Origin of the sequence: Nocardioides sp. NPDC051685 (genome assembly GCF_044453405.1) — a bacterium.
Taxonomy (GTDB): domain Bacteria; phylum Actinomycetota; class Actinomycetes; order Propionibacteriales; family Nocardioidaceae; genus Nocardioides.
Window position 1 is genome coordinate 546106 of sequence record NZ_JBITCR010000003.1, and the last position, 24960, is coordinate 571065.

Genomic DNA, 24960 nt, shown 5'->3' on the forward strand with positions numbered 1-24960 from the left:
CGCGAGGTTTGGTCGGGGAGTCACGGGGCGGCGTACGCTTGGGGTTGATCGTTCCCGAGCTTTGAGGTGCCCATCGTGACCGTCGCCCAGAGCGACCTCGTTCCTGATTCTGTGTTCCCTCGGCTGGAGCCGCGCCTGGCGCTGGTGTCCAAGCCGATCCAGTACGTCGGTGGGGAGCTCAACTCGACCGTCAAGAAGTGGGACGAGGTCGAGGTGCGGTGGGCGCTGATGTACCCCGACGCCTACGAGGTCGGCCTGCCCAACCAGGGTGTCCAGATCCTCTACGAGGTGCTCAACGAGCGTGACTGGATCGCGGCCGAGCGCACCTACGCGGTCTGGCCCGACCTGGAGAAGATCATGCGGGAGGGCGACGAGCAGGGTCCGATCCCGCAGTTCACCGTCGACGCGCACCGGCCGGTGAAGGCGTTCGACGTCTTCGGGCTCAGCTTCTCGACCGAGCTCGGCTACACCAACATGCTCAACGCGCTCTCGCTTGCGCAGATCCCGTTGCACGCGGTCGACCGTGGCGACGACGACCCGATCGTGCTCGCCGGCGGCCACGCCGCGTTCAACCCCGAGCCGATCGCCGACTTCCTCGACGCCGCCGTGCTCGGCGATGGTGAGGAGATCGTGCTCAAGATCTCCGAGGTCGTGCGCGAGTGGAAGCAGGACGGTCGCCCCGGCGGCCGCGACGAGCTACTGCGCCGCCTGGCCGTCTCCGGGGCCGTCTACGTCCCGAAGTTCTACGACGTGAACTACGCCGCCGACGGCCAGATCGAGGCCGTGGTGCCCAACCGCCCCGACATCCCGTGGCGGGTGCGCAAGCACACCCTGATGGACCTCGACGCCTGGCCCTACCCGCGCAACCCGCTGGTGCCGCTCGCGGAGACCGTCCACGAGCGGTTCTCGGTGGAGATCTTCCGCGGCTGCACCCGCGGCTGCCGCTTCTGCCAGGCCGGGATGATCACCCGCCCGGTCCGCGAGCGCTCCATCACCACCATCGGCGACATGGTCGAGAACGGCATCCGGAAGTCCGGTTTCGAGGAGGTCGGGCTGCTGTCCCTGTCCTCCGCCGACCACACCGAGATCGGTGACGTAGCGACCGGCCTGGCCGACCGCTACGAGGGCACCAACGTGTCCCTCTCGCTGCCCTCGACGCGCGTCGACGCCTTCAACATCACCCTGGCCAACGAGTTCTCCCGCAACGGCCGTCGCTCCGGTCTGACCTTCGCGCCCGAGGGCGGCTCCGAGCGGATGCGGAAGGTCATCAACAAGATGGTGACCGAGGAGGACCTGATCCGCACCGTCGGTGCCGCCTACAGCCACGGCTGGCGCCAGGTGAAGCTCTACTTCATGTGCGGCCTGCCGACCGAGACCGACGAGGACGTCCTCCAGATCGCCGAGCTGGCGAAGAAGGTGATCGCGAAGGGCCGCGAGGTCTCGGGCCGCAACGACATCCGCTGCACCGTCTCGATCGGTGGCTTCGTACCCAAGCCGCACACCCCCTTCCAGTGGGCCTCCCAGCTCGACCACGAGACCACCGACGAGCGGCTGCAGAAGCTGCGCGACGTCGTCCGCTCCGACAAGAAGTTCGGCCGCGCGATCGGGTTCCGCTACCACGACGGCAAGCCCGGCATCGTCGAGGGCCTGCTGTCTCGCGGCGACCGCCGCGTCGGCGCGATCATCGAGCAGGTCTGGCGTGACGGCGGCCGCTTCGACGGCTGGAGCGAGCACTTCTCCTACGACCGCTGGGTCTCCGCCGCCGAGGCCGGCCTCGCCGGCACCGGTGTCGACCTCGACTGGTACACCACCCGCGAGCGCGAGTACGACGAGATCCTCCCCTGGGACCACCTCGACTCCGGCCTCGACAAGGACTGGCTCTGGGCCGACTGGGAGGACGCCCTCGCGGCCGCCGACGGCGAGGACATCGAGGTCGAGGACTGCCGCTGGACCCCCTGCTACGACTGCGGCGTCTGCCCGGAGATGAACACCGAGATCCAGATCGGCCCCACGGGCCAGAAGCTGCTGCCGCTCTCGGTCGTCTGACCCCGACGTGGGAGTCCTGGAGTCATCTGGTGACCTCGGGACTCCCACGTCGCCGGCTGTCAGGGACGGGCGGCGGTGGCCTCGATCTCGATGAGTACGTCGGGGCGGAAGAGGCCGGCGACCTGCACCAGCGAGCTGGCGGGCGGGTGCGCGACGTCGACGAACTCGTCACGCACCGACCGGATCAGGGGCAGCTCGCTGGTGTCGACGACGAAGTAGGTCAGCTTCACGACGTCCGCCCAGGTGGCGCCGGCCGCGGCGAGCGCGATGCCGAGGTTGACGAAGGTCTGCCGAGTCTGCGCCTCCCAGCCCTCCGCGACGGTGCCGTCGGCGATGACGCCCACCTGGCCTGACGTCACGACCAGCCGGGCGCCGGGGTCGGTGGCCACCACATGGCTGTAGCCGGCAGGGGTGGGCAGGTTGTCAGGGGTCATGAACTCCACGAGCGGAACGTAAGCCACCCGTGTCCGCGGCGCGAATGAATTCACATCCCCGGGTCAGGGACGGGTGGCGCGCATCATGGGCAGCGTGGCCGAATCGGGGCGAGGTTGCCGCGGCTGGGCTAGGTTCACGTCCGTGAACGACGCATTCGACGTACGTCTCGCCGGCCCGGAGGACACCCAGCTGCTGGCGGGCCTCCGACGCACCTGGGTCGAGGAGATGGCGACGGAGGCGATCGAGGACCCCGGGTTCGAGGAGCGCTTCGACGAGTGGATGCTCAAGGAGCACGAGCAGCGGGTGACCTGGTTGGGATACGTCGCCGGTGAGGCGGCCGGCATGGTCAACATGCTGGTCTTCACGCGGATGCCGAAGCCGGGTCAGGAGCGGTCGTCGCGGTGGGGCTACCTGGCCAACTTCTACGTCCGGCGCGAGCACCGCAACAGCGGCCTCGGCACCGCGATGCTGGCCGCGCTCACCGACCACGCCGACGACGAGGGATTCGTACGCGTCGTGCTGAGCCCCAGCGACCGGTCGATCCCGTTCTACGAACGGGGCGGGTTCCGGGAGGCGTACGACCTGATGATCCGGCCTCAGCCGACCGGGCGGACCCAGCGGCGCCACTCCGACTGGGACTCGTAGCCCGAGCTCTTCCACAGCGACTGCCCCAGGTCGTTGCCCTCCAGGACCATCGCGTCGATCCGGCTCGCCCCGAGCGCCACGAGGCGGTCCTCGGCGTGGGCGAGGAGGCGTCGGGCGAGGCCCTGGCGGCGTACGTCGGGGTGGACCGCCAGCCGGTAGAGGTGGGCGCGCCAGCCGTCCCAGCCGGAGACCAGCGAGCCGACGATCCGGCCGTCCGCGGTGACCGCGACCGTGCAGGCGTCCGGGTCGCGCGTGAGCAGCGCCTCGACCTTCGTAGCGGAGTCGGTCGGCCGCGAGTCGTTCTCCGCAGCCACCTCCCACAGCTCCAGAAGCGCGGGGACGTCGGTGACAGCGGCGGGCCGGAGTTCGATCACGCCGTGAAGTCTTCCACGCGACCGATTCCTGGTACGGCGGGACGTATGCGTCCGTTACCGATCAGTAGACCGACGCGAACGTCCCGTCGTACCTGGATCGCCCGCGGGTGCCTCTGGTTCGACTGGCGTATGGGGGGAGGAGTCGGGGGAGTCGCAGACGTTCCTCGAGATCGACGACGGGCGGATCACCCGTGTGACGGACTTCTGGCCGGAGGCGTACGAGCCGCCGGAGCGAGCCATGTCGGTCGAGCGCTACTGACTCAGCAGTCCGCGGCGCCGCGCATGGCGAAGTCGATGCTGACGGCGTGGTGGTCCGACAGGCTGGTGGGGGTGACCCTGCCGTCACCGGCGTCGAGCCAGGAGTTGGGGAGCAGGTAGTCGACGCGGCCGCCGCCGTCGTGGCTGGGACCGAGGGAGGCGCCGGCATCGGTCAGCGTGGCCAGGGCCGTGCTCAGGACGCCCGAGCCGTCACCGGAGTTGAGGTCGCCGCCGAGGAGCTTGGCGCCGTCGTAGGCGTTCACCTTGGACATGACCGCGCCGATCTGGGTCTGCCGCAGCGAGTCCGAGGTGTGGTCGAGGTGGGTGTTGAAGACGACGAGGCGCTGGCCCTGGACGATGATGTTCGCCCGCAGCACCCCGCGCTGCTCCTTGCCGTCGCTGTTGGGCAGGTGGGTGTTGCCGGACTCCGCGATGGGGAAGCGCGACAGGATCGCGTTGCCGTAGCCGCCGCGGTCGGTGATGTAGTCGTTGGCGCCGAAGACCGACTGCATCCCCAGATGTGAGGCGATGATCGCGGGCTGGTCGACGTTGCCCGAGCGGCGGCGGTTCCGGTCGACCTCCTGGAGGAGTACGACGTCGGCGCCGGATCCGCGGATCACGCCGGCGATCCCACCGAGCTCACCGGGGGAGACCCGGCCGCCCTTGATGTTGAAGGTCATCACGGTCAGCTTGCGCGGCACCGCGCACGGGTCGATCTTCGGCTTCTTCGGGGCCTTGTCGATCGCCGGAGGCGCCTCCAGCGTCGTGAACTTCGGCAGCGGCTCCGACGACGCCGAAGACGGGGTCGATGGGGAAGCTTCGAGGGTGTCGGCGCTCGGCGACGACGAGATGTCCGCGGAGGTCTGTCGTGAGTCGTTCAGCCGGGGCGCGAGGACGGTCAGGCCGGCGATGGCACCGACGGTGAGGACCACCGCGAGGATCGGCAACAGCTCCTTGAGGCGTACCGAGAACTTCCTGCTTCTGTGGTGACTCACCGCGCGAGTCTCCCATTTTTGGCGGGCAAACCGTTATAGACCGTTCGCCTTCCGTTCGCCGGATGGGTCAACGCGCCCCCGGACCGACATAATCGACTCCGTGCGTCAACAGCCCGAACAGCAGGCCCCGCCGGTCCAGCGTCTCCGCATCCGCTACGCCAAGCGCGGCCGGCTCCGGTTCACCAGCCACCGCGACTTCAGCCGCGCCTTCGAGCGCGCGGTCGCACGGGCACGGATCCCGGTCGCCTACTCCTCGGGCTTCAACCCGCACCCGCGGATCTCCTACGCCGGCGCGGCTCCGACCGGGGCGGCCAGCGAGGCCGAGTACGTCGAGCTGGGACTGCGCGAGACGGTCGACCCGGCCGCGACCAAGGCTGCCCTGGACGAGGTCATGCCCGACGGCCTCGACCTCCTCGACGTCGTCGACACCGCCACCTCGCCCAAGGGCGCGCTGGCCGACCTGCTCACCGGCAGCGAGTGGATCATCGACCTCCCGACGGGGCCGGAGGAGGCCGCCGCGGCGGTCGAGGCGTTCCTCGGTGCCGAGGAGGTCATCGTGTCCCGGATGACCAAGAAGGGTCTGCGTGAGTTCGATGCCCGAGGGGCGGTCGTACGCCTGTCCTCGGCGCCCCGCGAGGGCGGCTCCCGGCTGGAGCTGCTGCTCAAGCACGGCACCCCGACCGTACGTCCCGACGACGTAGTCACCGGTCTGGAACGCATCGGCGGCCTGAAGGTCGGTCCGGAGCACGGCGGCCTGCCGCTGCTGACCCGGCTCAGCCAGGGCATCTTCGACGAGGCTTCCGGCACGATCGGCGACCCGCTCCACTAGTCTGCCCGTGGTGAGGCTCTGTCGATGAGGACGGTCAGCGACCGCGAGCGCCGGGCGAGGCTGGCCCGCCGGCACGGGCTCGCCCCCGAGCACAGGTACGACGACGTCGCGGCCGCGACTCGGGCGATGACCGCCTGGCACGCCACCGAGGCGGCGACCGTCCACCTCGCGCTGCACGCGCGCGTCCACGATCTCCGGGTCGAGGACGTCGAGCGGGCGCTCTACGAGGAGCGCTCGCTGGTCAAGCAGCTGGCGATGCGGCGTACGCTCTTCGCCTTCCCGCGGGACCTGGTCCCGGCGGCCTGGGGGAGCGCGTCGGCCCGGGTGGCCGCGCAGCAGGAGAAGAATCTCTACAAGTGGCTGACCGCGGGCGGCGTCGACGAGGACCAGGACGGCTGGATCGAGAAGGCGTATGCCGCGACGCTGGCGGCGCTGGCCGACGGGGAGCCGCGGACCACGGCGCAGCTGCGTGAGCTGGTGCCGGAGCTCGACATCCGCTTCAGGCTGGGCGACCCGGACAAGAAGTGGGGCGGTGAGTTCGCGATCGGGCGCTGGGTGATCGGCACCCTCGCCGCGCAGGGGCGGCTGATGCGGGCGACCAACCTCGGCCACTGGCGGCTGAACAAGCCCGCCTGGACGCTCACGGAGGCGTGGCTCGACGAGATGCCGCTCCCGCTGCCTGCGGCGGAGGGCTACGCGGAGCTGGTCCGCCGCTGGCTGTGGACCTTCGGTCCCGGCACCGAGGCCGACCTGGTCTGGTGGCTCGGGTCCACGAAGTCTGCCGTACGGGCTGCCCTCGCCGCCGTCGGGGCCGTCGAGGTCGGGCTCGAGAGCGGCACGGGCTGGGTGCTCCCGGACGACCCGATCGCCACCTCGCCGGAGCCCGAGATCGAGCCCTGGGCGGCGCTGCTGCCGACCCTCGATCCCACCGTCATGGGCTGGAAGGAACGCGGGTTCTACCTGGACGCGGAGGATGTGGCGTACCTCTTCGACTCCAACGGCAACGCCGGCAACACCGCCTGGTGGGACGGCCGGATCGTGGGCGCCTGGGCGCAGGACGAGGACGGCACGGTCCACCCGATCGTGCGCCACGACATCGGCGATGCCGGTCGGAAGGCGCTGGCGGCGGAGGCCGAGCGACTCACCGAGTGGCTCGACGGAGTGGTGATCGTGAACGTCTACAAGTCGCGCCAGATGAAAGAAGCCAAGCTTCCCTGAGTTTCGTTGGTGTCCGGATATCGGTCTGTTGACAGGGTGTATGCGATACTCCGAGACGACTGCTCAAACAATCGGGCCCGACCCGAGGAATGGACAGTCCGACGACGCCTCGCCGGCGTGGGCCCTCCGGGGCCGCACACCGGCACACAGGAGGTAGGTCGTCACCAGACCGCGACGCAGGCCTAGCAGGTCAGTGAGAGCGACTCGCCCGGGAAGGTCCCGGACGGCCGAGCGACCGCGGCAGGTGACGAACCGCAACCTGTGACGCACCGCTGCGGAGGATGCCGCCGCCCTGACAAGCTTTGCGCCGCGACGCGGCTGCTACGTGGAAAAAAGTTCGATACTGCGCAGCGCCCGTTTCCCGGCACCTGACTATCCGGCACCTGTGAAGGTCCTGGATGAGGAGAACGGCATGGCCGACGAGACCACTGTCGAGAACACCGAGAACGGCGCTGAAACGCCGCAGACTCCGGTGACCGACACCCCCACGACCGACGCAGAAGCGACCGGCGAGACCACTCCCGCGAAGAAGACCGCGGCGAAGAAGACCACGCGAAAGCGCACCACCAAGAAGGCAGCCGCGGCCCCGGCTGAATCCGCCGAGGGCTCCGCGGACGAGGCCGGTGAGGCCGCCGAGGCCCCCGCCAAGAAGACGGCGGCGAAGAAGACCACCCGGAAGCGTACGACCAAGAAGGCTGCCGCCGCGGCGCCGGCCGAGGTCGAGACCGCCGAGGCCGCCGAGACCCCGGCCGAGACCCCCGCCGAGACCACCGAGACCGTCGAGGCTCCGGCCAAGAAGACCGCGGCGAAGAAGACCGCCGCCAAGAAGACCACGACGAGGAAGACGGCCGCCAAGAAGGCCGCAGCCCCGGTGGTCGAGCCAGTCGAGCCCGCCGAGACCCCCGCGGAGGAGGTCGTCGACGAGACCATCGAGGAGACCGAGGCCGAGCAGGCCGGTCCGGTGGCCCCCGCGGTGCTGTTCCAGGCGCCGACCAAGACGACCACCCGCCGGCGCACCCGCAAGACCGCCGAGCCGAAGCCGGTCGAGACGACCGGAGCGAGGTCGAGCGGCGAGCTTGCTCGTCCGCTCGCGCCGAGCGAGGGAGTAATCGCGCGAAGCGCGAAGGCCGCCGTCGAGACGCCCGCCGAGGACGAGCCGAAGGCCGCCGAGCCCGCAGCCGAGGCTGCTGAGGTGGAGGCTCCGGCCCGGACCCGCAGGCGCAACGCACGCAGCGCCGCCCCGACCGAGGAGAAGTCTGCCGAGGAGGAGCCGACCGAGGTCGAGCCCGCCGACGCCGAGTCCGAGACCGACGCCGACAGCAGCGCCGACACCGAGTCCGACGAGAGCTCGGCCGACGACGGTGAGGGCGGCGGCAACGGCCGTCGTCGTCGCCGGCGGGGTGGCCGTCGCCGCCGCAAGGGCGCCAACGGCGACACCGAGGGCTCCGAGACGACCGACGCCGAGGACAAGGCCGAGGAGTCCGAGGGCGAGAGCGACGAGAAGGACACCGACGCCGACCAGCAGGGCGAGGGCGGCAGCTCCTCGCGCCGTCGTCGTCGTCGCCGCCGGGCCGGCGAGGCCTCGGGCGATGCCGGGGACGACCCGGAGAACACCGTCACCAAGGTTCGCCAGAGCCGCACCGGTGATGACCAGATCACCGCGCTAGCGGGTTCGACCCGCCTGGAGGCCAAGAAGCAGCGCCGCCGCGAGGGCCGCGAGGCCGGCCGCCGTCGCGCCCCGATCGTGAGCGAGGCCGAGTTCCTGGCTCGCCGCGAGTCGGTCGAGCGCGTCATGGTCATCCGCGAGCGCGAGGACCTCACCCAGATCGCCGTGCTCGAGGACAAGGTCCTGGTGGAGCACTACGTCGCCCGCGAGAGCCAGACCAGCCTGATCGGCAACGTCTACCTCGGCCGCGTCCAGAACGTGCTCCCCTCCATGGAGGCCGCGTTCATCGACATCGGCAAGGGCCGCAACGCGGTCCTCTACGCCGGTGAGGTCAACTGGGCCTCGCTCGGCTGGAAGGAGGGCCAGCCCCGCAAGATCGAGTCGGTGCTGACCTCCGGCCAGAAGGTGCTCGTCCAGGTGACGAAGGACCCGATCGGCCACAAGGGCGCCCGCCTGACCTCGCAGATCTCGCTGGCCGGCCGATTCCTGGTCTACGTGCCCGACGGCACCACCTCCGGCATCTCCCGCAAGCTGCCCGACACCGAGCGCAACCGCCTCAAGACCCTCCTGAAGGAGATCGTCCCCGACACGGCCGGCGTGATCGTACGCACCGCCGCCGAGGGCGCGGCCGAGGAGGAGCTGACCCGCGACGTCGAGCGGCTCAAGGCCCGCTGGGAGGACATCGAGAAGCGCGCCGGCGGCAACGGCCCGCAGCTGCTCTACGGCGAGCCCGACCTGACCCTCAAGGTCGTCCGCGACCTGTTCACCGAGGACTTCGCCAAGCTGGTCATCTCCGGCGACTCGTCGTGGGAGACCGTCAAGGACTACGTCCAGTCGGTGGCCCCCGACCTCGAGGAGCGCGTGGAGAAGTACGACGGCGAGGCCGACGCCTTCGCCGCGTACCGGATCGACGAGCAGATCGCCAAGGGCCTGGACCGCAAGGTCTGGCTGCCCTCGGGTGGCTCGCTGATCATCGACCGCACCGAGGCGATGACCGTCGTCGACGTCAACACCGGCAAGTTCACCGGCTCCGGCGGCAACCTGGAGGAGACGGTCACCAAGAACAACCTCGAGGCCGCCGAGGAGATCGTGCGCCAGCTCCGGCTGCGCGACATCGGTGGCATCATCGTCGTCGACTTCATCGACATGGTCCTCGAGTCCAACCGCGACCTGGTGCTCCGCCGCCTGGTCGAGTGCCTCGGCCGCGACCGGACCCGTCACCAGGTCGCCGAGGTCACCTCGCTGGGCCTGGTGCAGATGACCCGTAAGCGGATCGGCACCGGCCTGCTCGAGGCCTTCTCCGAGAACTGTGACGCCTGCGGCGGTCGTGGCCTCGTGATCCACGAGCACCCGGTCGAGGCCGGCAAGTCCTCCGGCGTCGCCCCCGACGAGCCGCGCTCGCGCCGTCGTGGCGGCCGCGGTGCCCGCGGTAAGGGCAAGGACGAGGTCGGCGGCGAGCAGCGCGCCGAGCCCGTCGAGGAGCCCGCCAAGACGCCTTCGCCCGCCGAGTTCGCCGCCATGGCCGGACAGAGCGAGACGGCCCCGGTGGCGGAGCCCGTCGAGACCCCCGCGGAGCAGGCGGCCACCGAGCCCGCTGAGACCGTCGAGGTGGCCGAGGCCCCCAAGGTCGCCACCCGTACCCGCTCGCGCCGGTCCAAGGCGTCGACCCCGGCGACCGAGCCGGTCGAGGCGGCGGCCCCGACCGAGACTCCGGCCGAGACCCCGGCTGAGCCGGTCGCGGAGGCGCCCGCCGAGCCGGAGGCGCCGAAGGTCACCACCCGCACCCGCACCCGTCGGGCCGCGACGACCGGCCGCCCGGTCCTGGCCGCGGTCGTGGGCAGCTCCACCGCGGCGGAGCCGAAGCCGGTCGCCGAGAAGCCCGCCGCTGAGAAGCCGGTCGCGGAGGAGCCCGCTCCGGTCGCCCCGGCAGCGGCACCCGAGGCCGTTGAGCCCGACGCCGTCGAGCCCGAGGTCACCACGCCAGAGCCGGTCGCGGCCGCGCCGGTCGACTCCAAGCCCAAGGTGGTCACCCGGCAGCGCCGCGGCGCCCGCCGCGAGGTGATCAGCACCGGTGAGGGCGCGGTGATGACCGCAACCAAGACCGAGGCGCCGCCCGCCGGCAGCGGCACCGCCTCGACCCCGGCGCCGAAGGTCGTGACCCGCACCCGTGGTGGCGCGAGCCGCGACACCACCCCGTCCGCGGACAGCTGACCAGACCACGACGCCCCGGTGACCCCCCTCACGGTCGCCGGGGCGTCGTGCTGTCCGGTCGGTCAGCCCTCCCAGGTCTCGAGGGTCTTCCGAGCCCCGACGGAGTGCAGGGACGCCAGCGCCTCGGCGTACGGCTCGGTGAACTCAGGGGAGTCGACGAGGTCGCCGAAGAGGTCGGGGTCGCGGAGGAAGGCGAGCGGGTCCTCGCGCTGCGCGATCGCCCGGGCCATCACGTCGGCCCGGCGCCGGTCGACGATGTCGATCGGCGCGCCCTGCTCGTCGACGCCCTCGGCGTAGCGGGCCCAGGAGGCGACGACGAGCGCCGCTCGGCGCACCGAGCCTCCGGCGGCGAGCCGAGCCGATATGACGGGCACCAGCCACTTCGGGATCCGGTCGGAGCTCTCCGCGCACAGCCGCGCCAGGGTGTCGCGGATGTAGGGGTTGGCGAACCGGGCTATCAGCTCGCGCTGATAGCCCGGCAGGTCCACCCCGGGCACCTGCGGCAGGGTCGGGGCACCCTCCTGCGACATGTAACCGAGCAGGAAGTCGACGAAGAGCGGATCGGCGCAGACCTCGTGGGCGTAGCGGTAGCCGGAGAGGTAGCCGAGGTAGCAAAGAGCCTGGTGGCTGGCGTTGAGGAGCCGCAGCTTCATCAGCTCGTACGGCTCGACGTCGGGCACCATCTCGACCCCGGCCTGCTCGAACGGCGGCCTGCCCTGCGGGAAGTGGTCCTCGAGCACCCACTGGGTGAACGGCTCGCTGACCACCGGCCAGGCGTCCCCGATCCCGAACCGCCAGCCGACCTCCTCGACGTCGGCGTCGGTGGTCGCCGGGGTGATCCGGTCCACCATCGAGCTCGGGAAGGCGACCTCGGACCGGATCCAGTCGCCCAGCGCGGGGTCACGCAGGGACGCGAAGGCCGACATCATCGCCCGGGCGACGTCGCCGTTGCCGGCGATGTTGTCGCACGACATCACCGTGAACGGCGCCACCCCGGCGGCGCGCCGCCGGGCCAGGGCCTCCACGACGTACCCGAAGGCCGTCGACGGCACCGCCCCGGGCTCCAGGTCCGCCTGGATCGCGGGGTCGGAGGCGTCGAAGCCGCCGGTCGCCTGGTTGACGTGGTAGCCGCCCTCGGTGATGGTCAGCGACACGATCCGGATCCGCGGGTCGGTGAGCAGCGCCAGCACGTCCGCGGGGGAGTCGGGAGCAAAGAGGTAGTCGATGATCGAGCCGATCACCCGTCCCCGCACCGCGCCGTCCGGGGCACGCTCGACGAGCGTGTAGAGATGGTCCTGGGCGGAGAGAGCATCCCGCATGCGTACGTCCTGGGGCATCAGCCCCACCCCGACGATGCCCCAGTCGGTGATGCCTGAGGCGAGCAGGTCGTCGACGTAGCGCGCCTGGTGGGCGCGGTGGAAGCCACCGACCCCGAGATGCACGATCCCGGGGGTGACGGCGGAGCGGTCGTAGGCGGGGATGGCAACGGATGCAGACAGCTCGCCGAGCCGAGCCGTCGTGAGTCGCGGATACGTCACTTGACCGCCCCGAGGGAGAGGCCCTGGACCAGCTTGTCCTGGGCGGCGAAGCCGGCGATGAGCACGGGCAGCGAGATCAGCGTCGCCCCGGCGGCCAGCTCGGCGAGGTAGGCGTGCTCGGTCTGGATCAGGGTGTTCACGAAGACCGGTCCGGTCTCCGCGGCGACCGAGGTCAGCACCTTCGCGTAGAGCTGCTCGTTCCACGCGAAGATGAAGCAGATCAGCGAGGTGGCCGCGACGCCGGGCATCGAGATCGGGGCCACGATGCGGGTCAGGATCCTGAGGGTCGACGCACCGTCGATCGAGGCGGCCTCGATGATCGCGGGTGGCACCTCGGCCAGGAACGAGCGCATCATCCAGACCGCGATGGGCAGGTTCATCGCGGTGTAGAGCAGGATCAGGATGATCACGTTGTCGGGCATCTTGATGACCTGGGTCGTGAACAGGTAGATCGGCAGGATCCCCGCGACCATCGGCAGCATCTTCGTCGACAGGAAGAAGAACATCGCGTCCGACCACTTCTTCACCGGCTTGATCGCCAGGGCGTACGCGGCGGGGATGGCCAGGGCGAGCACGAGCAGCGTCGAGATCACGCTGGTGATCACCGAGTTGATCAGCGCCGGGGTGATCGGGTTGGCCGAGGTGAACAGTCCGCCGTAGTTGTCCAGCGTCAGCGGCGCACCCCAGCTGGGCGGATAGGTCTGGGCGTCCTGGGGTGCGTGCAGCGAGGTCAGCACCATGTAGAGGATCGGGATCACGAAGATGATGCCGACCAGCCACGCTGCGATCGGGATGGCGATCTTCGCCACCCGTTGCCGGTTCCAGGTTCTCATCGACTTGCCTCCTCGTCGGTCAGCAGGGACGACACGACGCGCAGCGCGAAGGTCGCGATGATCAGTGAGCCGATGACCACGACGACGCCCAGCGCTGAGGCGACCCCGTAGTCCTTGGCCGAGTAGAACGTCTCGTAGACGGCGAACGGGATGTTGGTGGAGTTCAGCCCGCCGGTCATGCCCAGGACCGAGTCGAAGTTCTGGACGATGAAGATCGTGCCGAGCACGATCGAGAGCTCGAGATAGCGGCGTACGTGGGGGAGCGTCATGTGCACGAACGTCTGCCAGCCGTTGCAACCGTCGATGCTCGCCGCCTCCAGCACCTCCGGATCCTGCGACTGCAGCCCGGCGAGCAGGATGAGCATCATGAACGGGGTCCACTGCCAGATCAGCTCGATCTCGATGGCGAGCTTGGGATGGTCGGTGAGGAACGCGATGTCTTGGGCTCCGGGCACCCCGAGCTGACCGAGCACACCGTCGACCAGGCCGAAGCCGGTCATCAGGATGCCGTTGCCCCAGAAGACCGCGGCCGCGATCGGCACGATCAGGAACGGCGCGATCATCATCGTGCGCACCAGGCCGCGGCCGACGAACGCGTGGTTGAGCAGCAGCGCGATCCCGAGGGCGAGCAGGGCGCTGACCCCGACGACGACCACGGTGATCTCGATCGTGTTGAGGACCGCCGTTCGATAGGCCGGCGTCGTGAACACCGTCTTGAAGTTGTCGAAGCCGGCGAAGCTGCGCCCCGGGGCGTCGGGCTGGGCGCTCCAGTTCATGAACGACATCACCAGCGTTGCCACGAACGGCAGCTGCGTCACCACGATCAGGAAGACCAGCGCGGGCAGCAGCGGCGCGCGCAGCTTCCACGACTCCCGGCCCCATTTCTTGTACGCCTCGGGCGGCCGGGTCGCCGTCGGCTCGGAAGCTGTCGGTAGTGATGCGGTCATGGAGGCCATCACTGCTTCTCCTTCTGGACGTCGCCGTACTCCTGGGCGAGCGACTGACATCGGTCGAGCGCCGCGTCGGTGGTCTTCGAGCCCGAGATCGCGCTGGAGAGCTGCTTGGCGCACTCGGTGCCGAAGTCGGTGAAGCTCGGGACCCCGACGAACTGGATGCCGTTGTAGGGCCGCTTCTGGACGCCGGGGTTGTCGGCCTGGGCGTTCTTGATCGCGTTCATGGTCGGGGTCGCGAAGGCGCCGGCGACCTCGAGGTACTCGGGGTCCTCATAGGTCGAGGCGCGCTTGCCCGCGGGGACGTTGGTCGGGCCGCCGGTGTCGTTCTCGGTGTCGGCCATCACCAGCTGCTCGTACTCCTTGCTGGATGCCCAGGCGACGAACTTCTTGGCGTCCTCCTGGTGGCGCGAGGCCTTCTGGATCGCCCACGCCCAGGTGTAGAGCCAGCCGGCGTTCTCGGTCTGGTCGTGCGGGGCGGCGACGTAGCCGACCTTGCCCTTGACCGGCGACTCGGCGGCCTCCAGCGACCCGGCGCCGGAGGTGGCGTCGTACCACATCGCGACCTTGCCCTGCTGCATGGCGTTGAGGCACTGCGGGAAGCTGAAGGTCGCGGCGCCGGCCTCGCCGTGCTCGCGGACGAGGTCGACGTAGAAGTTGGCCGCCTTCTTGAAACCGCCCTTGTCGACCTGGGCGTTCCAGTCCTCGTCGAACCAGGTGCCGCCCATGGTGTTGACCACGGTCGTGATCGCGGCGAGGTTGTCGCCCCAGCCGGCCAGGCCGCGCAGGCAGATGCCGCGCATGTCCGGCTCGGCCTCGTCGATCTTGGCGGCGAAGCCGGCGACCTGTTCCCAGGTCGGGTTGGCCGGCATCTCGATGCCGTGCTTCTCGAACAGGTCCTTGCGGTACATCAGGAACGACGACTCGCCGTAGAACGGCTCGCCGTAGACCTTGCCTCCCGCCGAGAGCGCCTCCGTCATGGGGGTGAGGATGTCGTCCTGGTCGAACTCCGGGTCGTTCGCGATGCTCTCCATGTCCGAGATCCAGCCGGCTTCGGCGTAGTAGGGGATCTCGAAGTTGGACAGCGTCGCCACGTCATAGATCCCGGACTGGTTGGCGAACTCGGTGCTCGCGGTGTCGCGCATGTCCTGCTCGACCTTGACCACGAAGTTCACCTCGATCCCGGTCTTCTCGGTGAAATGCTTCGCGGTGAGCTCCTGGAGCTCGAGCATCTGGGGGTTGTTGACCATCAGCACCGTGATGCTGTGCTCACCCGCGCTCGTCCCGCCGGCTCCCAGGCCGCCGGTCCCGCATGCCGTCAACATCACCGTCGCCAGTGATAGCGCTGTCAGCGCTGCGGAGGTCCGTCTCCGTGCCCGCATCGATCTGCCTCCTCGCAGTGTGACTGTCGTCACGAACCACGATGTCGTAATTCGGGCCGGACCCCCTAGCCCGGTCGATGCGTCCGCTGCGCCCGGTTGCTGCCCGTTCTCAGGCGCGTACGACCCGGGGGCCGAGCGCCGCGAACCGTCGGGCCTCGGCGGCCGGCAGCTCGGTGCCGGTGATGAGCAGCTCGAAGTCGCGTACGCCCGCGAAACGGCACAGGCTGGAGGCCCCGAACTTGGTGTGGGCGCCGAAGAAGATCCGGCGCCTCGATCGTTCGATGGCGGTCCGCTTGACCGCGGCCACCGACGGGTCCTGGGTGGTCAGGCCCTGCTCGCGGGAGATCCCGTTGGCGCCGATGTAGGCCAGGTCGATCACCAGGTCGGCCAGCATCCGGCTCGCCCACTGGTCCACGACGCCCCGGGTGATGGTGCGTACGCGACCGCCCAGCACGATTACGGTGAGCTCCGGATCTGCAGAGAGCCGGGTGGCCACCGGGAGCGAGGGGGTGATGATCGTCGCCGGCCCGTGGCCGAAGAGCTCCTCGGCCAGGAACTGCGGCATGGTGCCCTCGTCGATGTAGATCGTCTCCGCGCCCTGCCGGTGCTGGAGCGCCGCCCGGGCGATCCGGTGCTTCTCGTCGACGTCGCGGCCGGCGCGGAACTCGAGCGAGGTCTCGAAGCTGCCGCTCTCCAGGGCGACGGCGCCCCCGTAGACCCGCTCCACGACGCCGCGGTCGGCGAGCACCTTGAGGTCGCGCCGGATCGTCTCGACGCTCACCCCGAACGCGGGCGCGAGATCGGTGACCGAGACCCGACCGGTCGTGCGGGCACGCGCCAGGATCTCCTCCTGCCTGGCCTCCGCTCCGTTCGTATCGTTCGCGGGCGACGGTTCGGTCGACGTCATGGGTGCCATCATGCCCGGAATCGTGCCCGGTTCGGAGGGGAGAGTGTCGAACCGGGCGCCCGGTTGGCGTGATCACCGCCTATCGGACACCATGGGGCGGCACCCTCGGTGGGGGCCGCCGGGCGGATGGTGTCGCGGCGTTTTGCGGCTACCTGGCCGCGTACGTAAGATTGAACCTCGGCGTGCGCAGTGCGCCGTTCCTGCAGGCATCTGCTGGCACCTATCGCTTCGGGGTCCGGTCTGCCTTGCCGCGGGTCGACACAAGACTTTGAGTTCGGAGCAATGAAGGAGACCGCGGTGTACGCGATCGTGAAGGCTGGCAGCAAGCAGCAGAAGGTCGTTGTCGGCGACGTCATCGAGATCGACCGCCTCGACGGCGAGAACGGCACGGCCGTCTCGCTCCCCGTGGTCCTCCTGGTCGACGGCGAGAACGTGACCTCGACCGGCCTCGACAAGGCTTCGGTTGCGGGTGAGATCGTCGGTGCCTCCAAGGGCCCGAAGATCATCATCCAGAAGTACAAGAACAAGACCGGCTACAAGAAGCGCCAGGGTCACCGTCAGAAGTACACCCAGGTCAAGGTCACCGCGATCAACGCCTGATTCCGGCGTTCCAGAGATACTTGAAGGACTGAGAAGATGGCACACAAGAAGGGTGCGGCAAGCACCAAGAACGGTCGCGACTCCAACGCTCAGCGCCTCGGCGTGAAGCGCTTCGGCGGCCAGCTCGTCAACGCCGGTGAGATCATCGTCCGCCAGCGCGGCACGCACTTCCACCCCGGCACCAACGTCGGCCGTGGCGGCGACGACACCCTCTTCGCCCTGCAGCCGGGTGCGGTCGAGTTCGGCAAGCGCCGTGGCCGCCGTGTGATCAACATCGTCCCGGGCGACGCCTGAGGCACGCTTTCGAAGGGCCCTCTCCGGTTGGAGAGGGCCCTTCGGCTATTTGAGGCGGGGCGGCGGTTCGTCTAGGTATGCAGCCGAACACTGACTTCCCTCGTGGAGCTCCACCCGGGAAGTGTCGGTTGGGCTACATACCTAGACGAACATTCAGACGTACGCCGCGCGAGCCGCGATAGCCTCGAAGGTGTCCCACGGGACCTCCCAGCGGGTCCCGGCACGGGGCCAGTGGATCGCGATGTCGGTGATCCCGATCTCGGCGTAGGAGCCGGCCAGGTCCTCGAACGCGTCGGCCGACTCGGTCCACGGCTCGTCGGTGAAACCGGACATGAACAGCTTCGGCATCGCGTCGTAGTCACGCCCGCGCTTCTCGCACGCCTCCCGGAGCATCTCGAGCCGCTCGGCGACGTACGCCTTGGGGTTCTCAGCCTTCGGGTTGGCGATCCAGCCGTCGCCGACCTCGGCGGTGAGCCGGATCCCGCGAGGGCCGTTGCCGGCCAGCCACAGCGGCGTACGCGGCTGCTGCACCTGGCCGGGGGAGACGGTGACCTCGCGGGTCTGCCAGTGCTCGCCGTCGATCGTGACCGGTGACTCGCGCAGCAGTTGGTCGACGGTGCGGGTCCACTCCGCGAACCGGTCAGCGCGCTCGCGCGGGGTGAACTCCCGCCCGAGAACGTCGCCGTCGGAGGTGTGGTCGTCACCGCCGGCGCCGATGCCGATCGTGATGCGCCCGCCCGAGATGCGGTCGAGGCTGCGGATCGCCGCGGCGGTCGGGATCGGCGTACGGAAGTTGGGGGTGGTCACCAGCGTCCCGAGCCGGATCGTCGAGGTCAGGGCCGCTGCGGCGGCCATCGACGTGAACGCCTCCTCCCACGGGCTGTGCCCGCGCCATGCCAGATGGTCATAGACCCACGCCGTCTCGAACCCGAGCTGCTCGGCCTGCGCCCAACGCTCGCCCATCGCCGGCCAGTCCTCGATCGGCCACATCACTGTTCCTATACGCATGGGACTGAACTTAGTGCCGAGTCGGCGCATCCGCCCCCTCTCGCTCGCTTCGCTTCGCGAGACACCGGGGCAGATGCGCCGACTCGGCAGACGCGTGGGGTCGGCCTTAAGGTGAGCGCATGGCTGTACCCACCTTCGTCGACCGCGTCACCCTCCACGTCGAGGCCGGTCGCGGCGGACACGGGGTGGCGTCGGTGCACCGCGAGAAGTTCAAGCCGCTGGGCGGCCCCGACGGCGGCAACGGCGGTCCGGGCGGATCGATCATCCTGCGCGTCGACCCCGACGTGACCACCCTGATCGACTACCACCACAGTCCCAAGCGCAAGGCGGCCAACGGCGGCCAGGGGGCCGGCGACCACAAGAACGGCGCCCACGGCGAGGACATGGTGCTTCCCGTCCCCGACGGAACCGTCGTCACCGACATGAACGGCAACGTCCTCGCCGACCTGGTCGGCCCGGGCTCGGAGCTGGTCATCGCCGAGGGTGGCCGTGGCGGGCTCGGCAACGCGGCGCTGGCCTCCTCCAAGCGCAAGGCCCCCGGCTTCGCGCTCCTCGGGGAGCCGGGCGAGGCGCGAGAGATCGGGCTCGAGCTGAAGGTTGTCGCCGACATCGGCCTGGTCGGCTTCCCGAGCGCCGGCAAGTCGTCCCTGATCGCGGCGATCTCGCGAGCGCGGCCGAAGATCGCCGACTACCCGTTCACCACGCTGGTGCCGAACCTCGGCGTCGTGAAGGGCGGCGAGATCACCTTCACCGTCGCCGACGTGCCGGGGCTGATCGAAGGCGCGGCCGACGGTCGCGGCCTCGGTCACGAGTTCCTGCGCCACATCGAGCGCTGCGCCGCGCTCGTCCATGTCATCGACACCGCGAGCATCGAGCCGGGGCGCAACCCGATCGACGACCTCGACATCATCGAGAACGAGCTCTCCCGCCACGGCGGCCTCGAGGACCGGCCGCGGCTGGTCGCGCTGAACAAGGTCGACGTGCCCGACGGCCGTGAGATCGCGGAGATGACCATCGGCGAGTTCGAGAAGCGCGGCCTGAAGGTCTTCGAGATCTCCGCCGCCTCCGGCGAGGGCACCCAGCAGCTGATCTACGCGATGGCCGAGCTGGTCGCCGCCGCGCGCAAGGACGTCCCGGTGGCGCCGCCGACCCGGATCGTGCTGCGTCCCGAGGGTGCCGAGGGCAAGAACGGCTTCACCGTCAAGGTGTCGAAGAACGGCGAATACCTCGTCCGTGGCCCGCAGCCCGAGCGCTGGGTGCGGCAGACCGACTTCGAGAACGAGGAGGCCGTGGGCTACCTCGCCGACCGCCTCAACCGGCTTGGCGTCGAGATGCGCCTGGTCGAGCTCGGGGCCGAGGAGGGCGACACCGTCATCATCGGCGACCCGGCCAACGCGGTCGTCTTCGACTTCCGCCCCTCGATCGAGACCGGCGCCGAGATGCTCGGCCGCCGTGGCGAGGACCAGCGCTTCTACGAGGAGCGGCCCGCTGCCGCCCGGCGGCGCGAGATCGACGCCGGGATGGAGACCAAGGAAGAGTACGAGGCCCGGGCCGACGTCGCCCGACGGCTGCGCGACGGGGCCGGCCCCGTGGCGTACGAGATCGGTGGCGAGGACGACCCGGACAGCGACTGGGCCGAGAACGACCCGGGCGAGTCGTCCCGTTCGACCAGCGGAAACTGACGGCTCGGAGGGATCGGGCGCCGGTAGGATCCGGCCCAGCGGAGAGCACAGGCTGACGTACGAGGGGGATCGGTGCAGCGCGAGGTCGTGACCGGAGCACGCCGGGTCGTGGTCAAGGTCGGGTCGTCGTCGCTGACGACGGCAGCAGGAGGCATCGACCCGGCCCGGGTGAGCGGGCTGGTCGACGTGCTCGCGAAGACCCGTGCCGCCGGTCAGGAGGTCGTGCTGGTCTCCTCCGGGGCGATCGCCGCCGGGCTGTCACCGCTGGGGCTGGCCAAGCGTCCGAGGGCGCTCGCCAAGCAGCAGGCTGCGGCGAGCGTGGGGCAGGGGCTCCTGGTCCACCGCTACACCGACGAGCTCGCCCGGCACGGCATCATCGCCGGTCAGGTGCTGCTCACGGTCGACGACCTGAACCGGCGCGCGCACTACCGCAACGCCGACGCGACGTTGTCCAAGCTGCTCGACCTGGGTGTGCTCCCGATCGTCAACGAGAACGACACGGTGGCCACCTCCGAGATCCGGTTCGGCGACAACGACCGGCTCGCGGCGCTGGTGGCCCACCTGGTCAAGGCTGATCTGCTGGTGCTGCTCAGCGACGTCGACGCGCTCTACGACGCGCCGCCGACCCAGCCGGGTTCGCAGCGGATCGACGAGGTCGCCTCGCTGGCCGACCTCGCCGGGGTGACCATCGGCAAGGCCGGTGCCGCCGGCGTCGGCACCGGAGGCATGGTGACCAAGCTGGAGGCTGCCCGGATCGCCGTCGAGGACGGCGTCCCGGTCGTGCTGACCTCCGCCGCGCAGGCCGAGGCCGCGCTCGCGGGCGAGGCGGTCGGCACCCTCTTCCACGCCGTCGGCAAGCGGCGCCCGGCGCGGCTGCTGTGGCTGCAGCACGCCACCGAGGCGGTCGGCTCGATCACCATCGATGCCGGAGCGGTCGCCGCGATCAGCAAGCGTGGCGCCTCGCTGCTCGCGGCGGGGGTCACCGGCTCCTCCGGTTCCTTCCACGCCGGCGACCCGGTCGACGTCGTCGACTCCTCCGGGGTCGCCGTCGCGCGTGGGCTGGTGAACTACGACGCCGACGAGATCCCGCGGCTGGCCGGGCGTTCCTCGGGCTATCTCGAGGCCAACCTGGGGGCTGCGTACGGTCGGGAGGTCATCCACCGCGACGATCTGGTCGTGCTGTGAGCAAGGCTCGCTGGGTGCCGCTGGCGCTGGCGTGGGGCGTGCTGGTCGTCTGCGGCCTGCCGGCGCTGGCGATCACGCTCTCCCGGGCGCTGGCGAGCACCGACCTGCGAGCGGTGCGGCTGGCCGCGTTCGCGCCCTTCGGCGTCGGGTTGTACGCCCTGTGCCTGGTCGCGGTCCTGGTGCTGGTGTGGCTGGCCGCCGGTGGGGCGCGGACGCGGCTCCTGGTCGTCGCCGGTGTCGCCGCCCTGCTGCTCGCCGTGCACCTCATCTGGCAGGCGCCGCTCTACGCCGGAACCCGCGCGACCAGCGCAGGGGAGCCGCTGACGGTGATGACCACCAACCTCCTCGAGGGCAAGGGCGACACCGATGCGGTGGTCGAGGCGGTGCGCGCCCACAAGGTCAACGTGCTCGCCGTCCAGGAGATCACCCCCGAGGCGTTCGCGAAGCTGTCGAGCACGCTGCGCGAGCAGCTGCCCTACCGGATCGGCGAGGCCGCACCCGGCACCCGGGGCACGATGCTCTTCGCCGACCAGCCGATCACCAGGTCGCGCCGCCTCGACACGGCGATGGGCTCGTGGGTGGCCGATGTGGGGGAGCGACGGATCGTCGTCGCCCACCCGGCCCCGCCCACGCTCGCGTCGTGGCCTGCCGAGCAGGAGCTGATGATCGAGGAGGCGGCCGAGGAGAAGCCCGAACTCATCCTGGGCGACCTCAACGCCACGCTCGACCATCACACCGTCCGCCGCCTGCTCGACGCTGCGGACGTGCAGGACGCGGCCCGGGCCAGCAACGCCGGATGGCAGCCGACGTGGCCGACCGAGGGGTTCGCCGGCGTACCCCTTCCACCCGCGACCGCGATCGATCACGTCCTGATCGGCGATTCCCTCGTCGCGCTGGCGACCGAGACGGTCGAGGTGCCCGGCTCCGACCACCTGGCGCTCGTCGCCTACCTCGGCACGCCCGAGGAGTGAGCGCTCGGCTGCGAGCGGCGCGGGTGCGGTGTCGACCGAATCGCTCTGTCGTAACCTGTGCCGGTGACGGACAACTCGGACGGTCTGATTCGCTCGGCGCTTCGTGGGAACGAGGAGACCGCGACCCGATTGAGACGTACGCAGCTGCTCGGCGTGCTCGCCCTGGTCGTCGCGAACCTCGCCGCTCCGGTGGTCCGAGTCGTCGACGAGGGGGCTGACGTCGATCTCCAGCTCAACCTCTGGGCCGCCATCCAGTGGCTCGCCGATGCTCGGGACGCGTCCGACGGCCTACCCGCGTCCTTCGCTTGGCTCGCGGCCGTGCTGTACGCAGGGCTTCTGTTCGCAGGTGTCGTGGCTCCCGTGCTCGCCGTCGTCCTCGCGGTGAAGCGATCTGGTGCGGCTCGTGCCGCGGCTGGGATCGCGGTGGCGCTCGGAGCGGTCGTGACCCTCTGCTGTTGGCTGGCGCTCGTCGGCGAGACGCCCGAACGCTTCGCCGACCTCAACGTGACCTGGGGCGCGCTGCTACCGCTCGTGCTCGGGTTGTGGACGGCCAACATCCTGGAGACCGACAGCTAGCGCCCCTCCTCGAGGAGGCCGAACCACTGTTCCGCACCGAACTCGGTGAACCGTTCGACCTCGACGAACCCGAGCTTCTGCGCCAGGCGCAGGGACCGTACGTTGGCGACCTGGGTGGTCAGGACCACAGGTTCCCCCGGCAGGGTCTCCTCGATCCAGCCCAGGGCTGCCCGGGTGGCCTCGGTTGCGATGCCATGGCCCCACGAGGTGGGCAGGAACTCATAGCCGATCTCCACCTCGTCGCCCTCCTCGCGTACGTGGTGCGCCCACGCCCGATCACGCCGCTGCACCGTGATCCGCCCGACGAACTCGCCCGCGTGCTCGACCGCGAAGATCCCCGGCCTGGTGTTCGGGTCCTGTGGGATGAGCTCCTCCAGCTCCTCGCGGGTGTGCTGCGGGCCGCCGAGATACGCCTGCACCGTCTCGTCCGAGAGCAGCTCCGCCAGCCCTGGTCTGTCTTGCGTCCTGGTCTCGCGGAGGATCAGGCGGTCGGTGACGATCGGATCCGGGGGCCAGGGGACGTCGCCGAGGGGTTTCATGATCCTGCACCGTAGCTGAGGCTGTGGGGTTGGTCAGGGGCTTTGTCGTGCGTCGGTGGTGGGTGCTCGGTCGGACTGTTCGTTGAGGTCCTCTCGATCTCGGGCCGGTGTTCAGGGCGGGCTCTCCCGCGCGGGATGCGTCGGGGTTGCTCGGACGACGTTTGTGCCACGGATCGGCGATACCGCGCGGTAGTCGAGCTTGTCGGGACCACCCCTGTGCGGGACAGCCACTTCGTGGCGGGCGTGGGTCAGTGACTCGTTCTTGAGGGTCTTCTCGGTCCGGATCGGTGCCGTGGGCGGCCTGAGGTGTGGGCTTCGGTGCTGCAGCGACCCGTGCATCACGGACGGTGATGCCCCGGTGGTCGAGCTTGTGGAGACCACCCTCTTTGCGGGGCTGTTGCTTCGTGGTTGGTGTGGGCCGCCGACCCGTTCTCGAGGGTCTTCTCGACGGGCCCCGGAGTAAAGGACGGCCTGCGGCCGCCGGCTTCGCCGGCCGCTTCGCGGTCATCTCGACAAGCTCGATACATCGCCTTGACACCGGGGCCCGTCGAGAAAAACTTGGCTGGCTATCGGGGCGGCGGCCCGGGTCTGGCCGCGGGAGAGTCTTGCCTGAGACAGGTGGTGTTGGTGGGGTGGAAGAGGTGGCCCTTCGGGCCACTTACCATCCACAAGAACGAGGCCGTTCGCTGACCGCGAAAATGCTCTTTGACCAGGGAAAATAGATAGTCAGACGGGTGGTTGAAGAGTAGAATCAGGACCATCACAGCACACCTCTGAGAGAGGAATGGCGATGAGTCTCGGCCGCGAGATCGACCACTGGGGCACCAACCCCGGCGACGCGATCGACGCCGCCCTGACGGCCATCGAGATCTCCCTCCACGAGTTGCTGGCCACCGATCCCGCCTATTGGCGCACCGGGCAGAAGAAGGACCTCCTCGAACGGTTGGAGAAACTCCAGGCCCAACAGGCCGCGTTGAAGCTGCGGGTGCTCGGCACGGCCGGCGACATCGCCGAGGAGACCGGGGCCAAGGACGTCTCGGGGTGGATGCGGACCGAGCTGCTGGTCGACAAGGCGGTCGCCCGCTCCCAGATCAAACTGGCTGCCGGCGTTGCGAAGCACGAGCACGTGGCCGCTGGTCTGGCTGAGGGGGTGGTGTCGCAGGACAAGGCCCGGGTGATCACCCAGGCCCTCGACGCGATCGAGACCGACCCCGCCGCCAGCGGCGAAGACCTGGTCCTGGCCGAGAAACTGCTCGTCGACTACGCAACCCGGTTGACCGCAAACGAGCTGAAGATCGTCGGGCGGCGGATCCTGGCCGAGATCGACCCCGAACGATTCGAGCAGGCTGAGGCCAAGGCGCTGCACCGTGAGGAGGAACGGGCGCAGCGGCGCACCTTCTTCTCCTCCCGCGACAACGGCGACGGCACCATCGACATCCACGCCCGCGTCTCCCGTGCGGTCGGGATGCGGCTGCGGACCCTGCTGGACTCGCTGGCCCAACCCAGGAAGCTCTCGGCAGAGGACAAGGGTCACAAAGCCCCCTACGACCGGCTGCTGGGCCAGGCGTTCGCCCGGGTGATCGAGACCTACGACGTCGACCAGCTCCCGCGGCATGGTGGCCATGGGACCACGGTGTTCATCACGATGAGCGTGGATCAGCTTCGTGCCGACCTCGGCACCGCAGCGTTGGGGTTCGACGGAGAGAAGATCACCGCCGCCGAGGCCCGCCGGATGGCCTGCAACGCCGACCTGATCCCGGTCGTGCTCGGCACCGATTCCGAGATCCTCGACTTCGGCCGCACCGCCCGGCTGGCGTA

At 69.9% G+C, this 24960-nt stretch carries 21 protein-coding genes and 1 pseudogene; 12 read left to right on the forward strand and 10 right to left on the reverse strand.

The features are described from left to right. Window positions 1-75 precede the first annotated feature (75 nt). Window positions 76-2046, forward strand: a complete 1971-nt coding sequence (locus ACIA03_RS12760; protein ID WP_396982859.1) for a TIGR03960 family B12-binding radical SAM protein — start codon at window positions 76-78, stop codon at window positions 2044-2046. Between the two features lie 59 nt (window positions 2047-2105). Here the strand turns inward: ACIA03_RS12760 and ACIA03_RS12765 are convergent, their stop codons facing one another. After that, window positions 2106-2480 (reverse strand): RidA family protein, encoded by a 375-nt coding sequence (locus ACIA03_RS12765; RefSeq protein WP_396982909.1) that lies wholly within the window; start codon window positions 2478-2480, stop codon window positions 2106-2108. A gap of 142 nt (window positions 2481-2622) precedes the next feature. On the opposite strand from ACIA03_RS12765, the gene ACIA03_RS12770 reads away from it, so the two are divergent. Further along, a complete protein-coding gene (locus ACIA03_RS12770) occupies window positions 2623-3126 on the forward strand; it encodes a GNAT family N-acetyltransferase (protein WP_396982861.1) in 504 nt (167 codons plus the stop codon). On the opposite strand, the pseudogene ACIA03_RS12775 reads toward ACIA03_RS12770, so the two are convergent. Both ACIA03_RS12775 and ACIA03_RS12780 read right to left on the reverse strand, forming a co-directional pair. Further along, a pseudogene (locus ACIA03_RS12775) lies at window positions 3078-3524 on the reverse strand (GNAT family N-acetyltransferase); the annotation flags it as partial. The gene ACIA03_RS12770 and the pseudogene ACIA03_RS12775 overlap by 49 nt on opposite strands. Window positions 3525-3760: 236 nt before the next feature. Then, entirely contained in the window at window positions 3761-4753 is a 993-nt protein-coding gene (locus ACIA03_RS12780; protein WP_396982863.1) for an endonuclease/exonuclease/phosphatase family protein, read from the reverse strand. Between the two features lie 88 nt (window positions 4754-4841). Between ACIA03_RS12780 and ACIA03_RS12785 the strand changes: the two genes are divergently transcribed. From ACIA03_RS12785 to ACIA03_RS12795, 3 genes are all read left to right on the forward strand, one after another. Then, window positions 4842-5582, forward strand: a complete 741-nt coding sequence (locus ACIA03_RS12785) for a TIGR03936 family radical SAM-associated protein (RefSeq protein WP_396982911.1) — start codon at window positions 4842-4844, stop codon at window positions 5580-5582. A gap of 24 nt (window positions 5583-5606) precedes the next feature. Then, complete coding sequence (locus ACIA03_RS12790) at window positions 5607-6800, forward strand: winged helix DNA-binding domain-containing protein (RefSeq protein WP_396982865.1); 1194 nt, start codon at window positions 5607-5609, stop codon at window positions 6798-6800. A gap of 412 nt (window positions 6801-7212) precedes the next feature. After that, window positions 7213-10677, forward strand: coding sequence for an Rne/Rng family ribonuclease (locus ACIA03_RS12795; protein WP_396982867.1), 3465 nt, complete (start codon window positions 7213-7215; stop codon window positions 10675-10677). A 62-nt stretch (window positions 10678-10739) separates the two neighbouring features. Here ACIA03_RS12795 and ACIA03_RS12800 read toward each other — a convergent pair whose 3' ends face one another. The 5 genes from ACIA03_RS12800 to ACIA03_RS12820 all read right to left on the reverse strand — a co-directional run bounded on the left by ACIA03_RS12800 (window position 10740) and on the right by ACIA03_RS12820 (window position 16287). After that, window positions 10740-12215 carry a mannitol dehydrogenase family protein gene (locus ACIA03_RS12800; RefSeq protein WP_396982869.1) on the reverse strand — a complete coding sequence of 492 codons (1476 nt, stop codon included), beginning with the start codon at window positions 12213-12215 and terminating at the stop codon, window positions 10740-10742. Then, window positions 12212-13048: a carbohydrate ABC transporter permease gene (locus ACIA03_RS12805; protein ID WP_396982871.1), complete on the reverse strand. Its 837-nt coding sequence runs from the start codon at window positions 13046-13048 to the stop codon at window positions 12212-12214. Before ACIA03_RS12805 ends, ACIA03_RS12800 begins: the two co-directional genes overlap by 4 nt. Further along, on the reverse strand, window positions 13045-14004 hold the full coding sequence (locus ACIA03_RS12810; protein WP_396982873.1) for a carbohydrate ABC transporter permease: 960 nt from the start codon (window positions 14002-14004) through the stop codon (window positions 13045-13047). Before ACIA03_RS12810 ends, ACIA03_RS12805 begins: the two co-directional genes overlap by 4 nt. After that, a complete protein-coding gene (locus ACIA03_RS12815; RefSeq protein WP_396982875.1) occupies window positions 14004-15380 on the reverse strand; it encodes an ABC transporter substrate-binding protein in 1377 nt (458 codons plus the stop codon). Before ACIA03_RS12815 ends, ACIA03_RS12810 begins: the two co-directional genes overlap by 1 nt. Window positions 15381-15489: 109 nt before the next feature. Next, window positions 15490-16287: a DeoR/GlpR family DNA-binding transcription regulator gene (locus ACIA03_RS12820; protein ID WP_396982877.1), complete on the reverse strand. Its 798-nt coding sequence runs from the start codon at window positions 16285-16287 to the stop codon at window positions 15490-15492. Between the two features lie 297 nt (window positions 16288-16584). On the opposite strand from ACIA03_RS12820, the gene rplU reads away from it, so the two are divergent. Together rplU and rpmA are read left to right on the forward strand one after the other, a co-directional pair. After that, window positions 16585-16887 carry a 50S ribosomal protein L21 gene (gene rplU / locus ACIA03_RS12825; protein WP_045550852.1) on the forward strand — a complete coding sequence of 101 codons (303 nt, stop codon included), beginning with the start codon at window positions 16585-16587 and terminating at the stop codon, window positions 16885-16887. A 36-nt stretch (window positions 16888-16923) separates the two neighbouring features. Further along, the gene (gene rpmA / locus ACIA03_RS12830) at window positions 16924-17181 is read left to right on the forward strand and encodes a 50S ribosomal protein L27 (protein ID WP_008358497.1); all 258 of its coding nucleotides are present in this window, start codon (window positions 16924-16926) and stop codon (window positions 17179-17181) included. Between the two features lie 153 nt (window positions 17182-17334). Here the strand turns inward: rpmA and ACIA03_RS12835 are convergent, their stop codons facing one another. Continuing rightward, the gene (locus tag ACIA03_RS12835) at window positions 17335-18189 is read right to left on the reverse strand and encodes an LLM class flavin-dependent oxidoreductase (protein WP_396982880.1); all 855 of its coding nucleotides are present in this window, start codon (window positions 18187-18189) and stop codon (window positions 17335-17337) included. Window positions 18190-18308: 119 nt separating this feature from the next. Between ACIA03_RS12835 and obgE the strand changes: the two genes are divergently transcribed. The 4 genes from obgE to ACIA03_RS12855 all read left to right on the forward strand — a co-directional run bounded on the left by obgE (window position 18309) and on the right by ACIA03_RS12855 (window position 22603). After that, the gene (gene obgE / locus ACIA03_RS12840; RefSeq protein WP_396982882.1) at window positions 18309-19871 is read left to right on the forward strand and encodes a GTPase ObgE; all 1563 of its coding nucleotides are present in this window, start codon (window positions 18309-18311) and stop codon (window positions 19869-19871) included. 72 nt (window positions 19872-19943) lie between these two features. Next, a complete protein-coding gene (proB, locus tag ACIA03_RS12845) occupies window positions 19944-21056 on the forward strand; it encodes a glutamate 5-kinase (protein ID WP_396982883.1) in 1113 nt (370 codons plus the stop codon). Further along, window positions 21053-22027: an endonuclease/exonuclease/phosphatase family protein gene (locus tag ACIA03_RS12850; RefSeq protein ID WP_396982885.1), complete on the forward strand. Its 975-nt coding sequence runs from the start codon at window positions 21053-21055 to the stop codon at window positions 22025-22027. Before proB ends, ACIA03_RS12850 begins: the two co-directional genes overlap by 4 nt. Before the next feature lie 63 nt (window positions 22028-22090). Further along, a complete protein-coding gene (locus tag ACIA03_RS12855; protein ID WP_396982887.1) occupies window positions 22091-22603 on the forward strand; it encodes a hypothetical protein in 513 nt (170 codons plus the stop codon). Here ACIA03_RS12855 and ACIA03_RS12860 read toward each other — a convergent pair. Continuing rightward, window positions 22600-23142, reverse strand: a complete 543-nt coding sequence (locus ACIA03_RS12860) for a GNAT family N-acetyltransferase (protein WP_396982889.1) — start codon at window positions 23140-23142, stop codon at window positions 22600-22602. The genes ACIA03_RS12855 and ACIA03_RS12860 overlap by 4 nt on opposite strands. A 790-nt stretch (window positions 23143-23932) precedes the next feature. On the opposite strand from ACIA03_RS12860, the gene ACIA03_RS12865 reads away from it, so the two are divergent. Continuing rightward, window positions 23933-24960: DUF222 domain-containing protein (locus ACIA03_RS12865; protein WP_396982891.1), on the forward strand; the 1028-nt coding region annotated here is incomplete at its 3' end.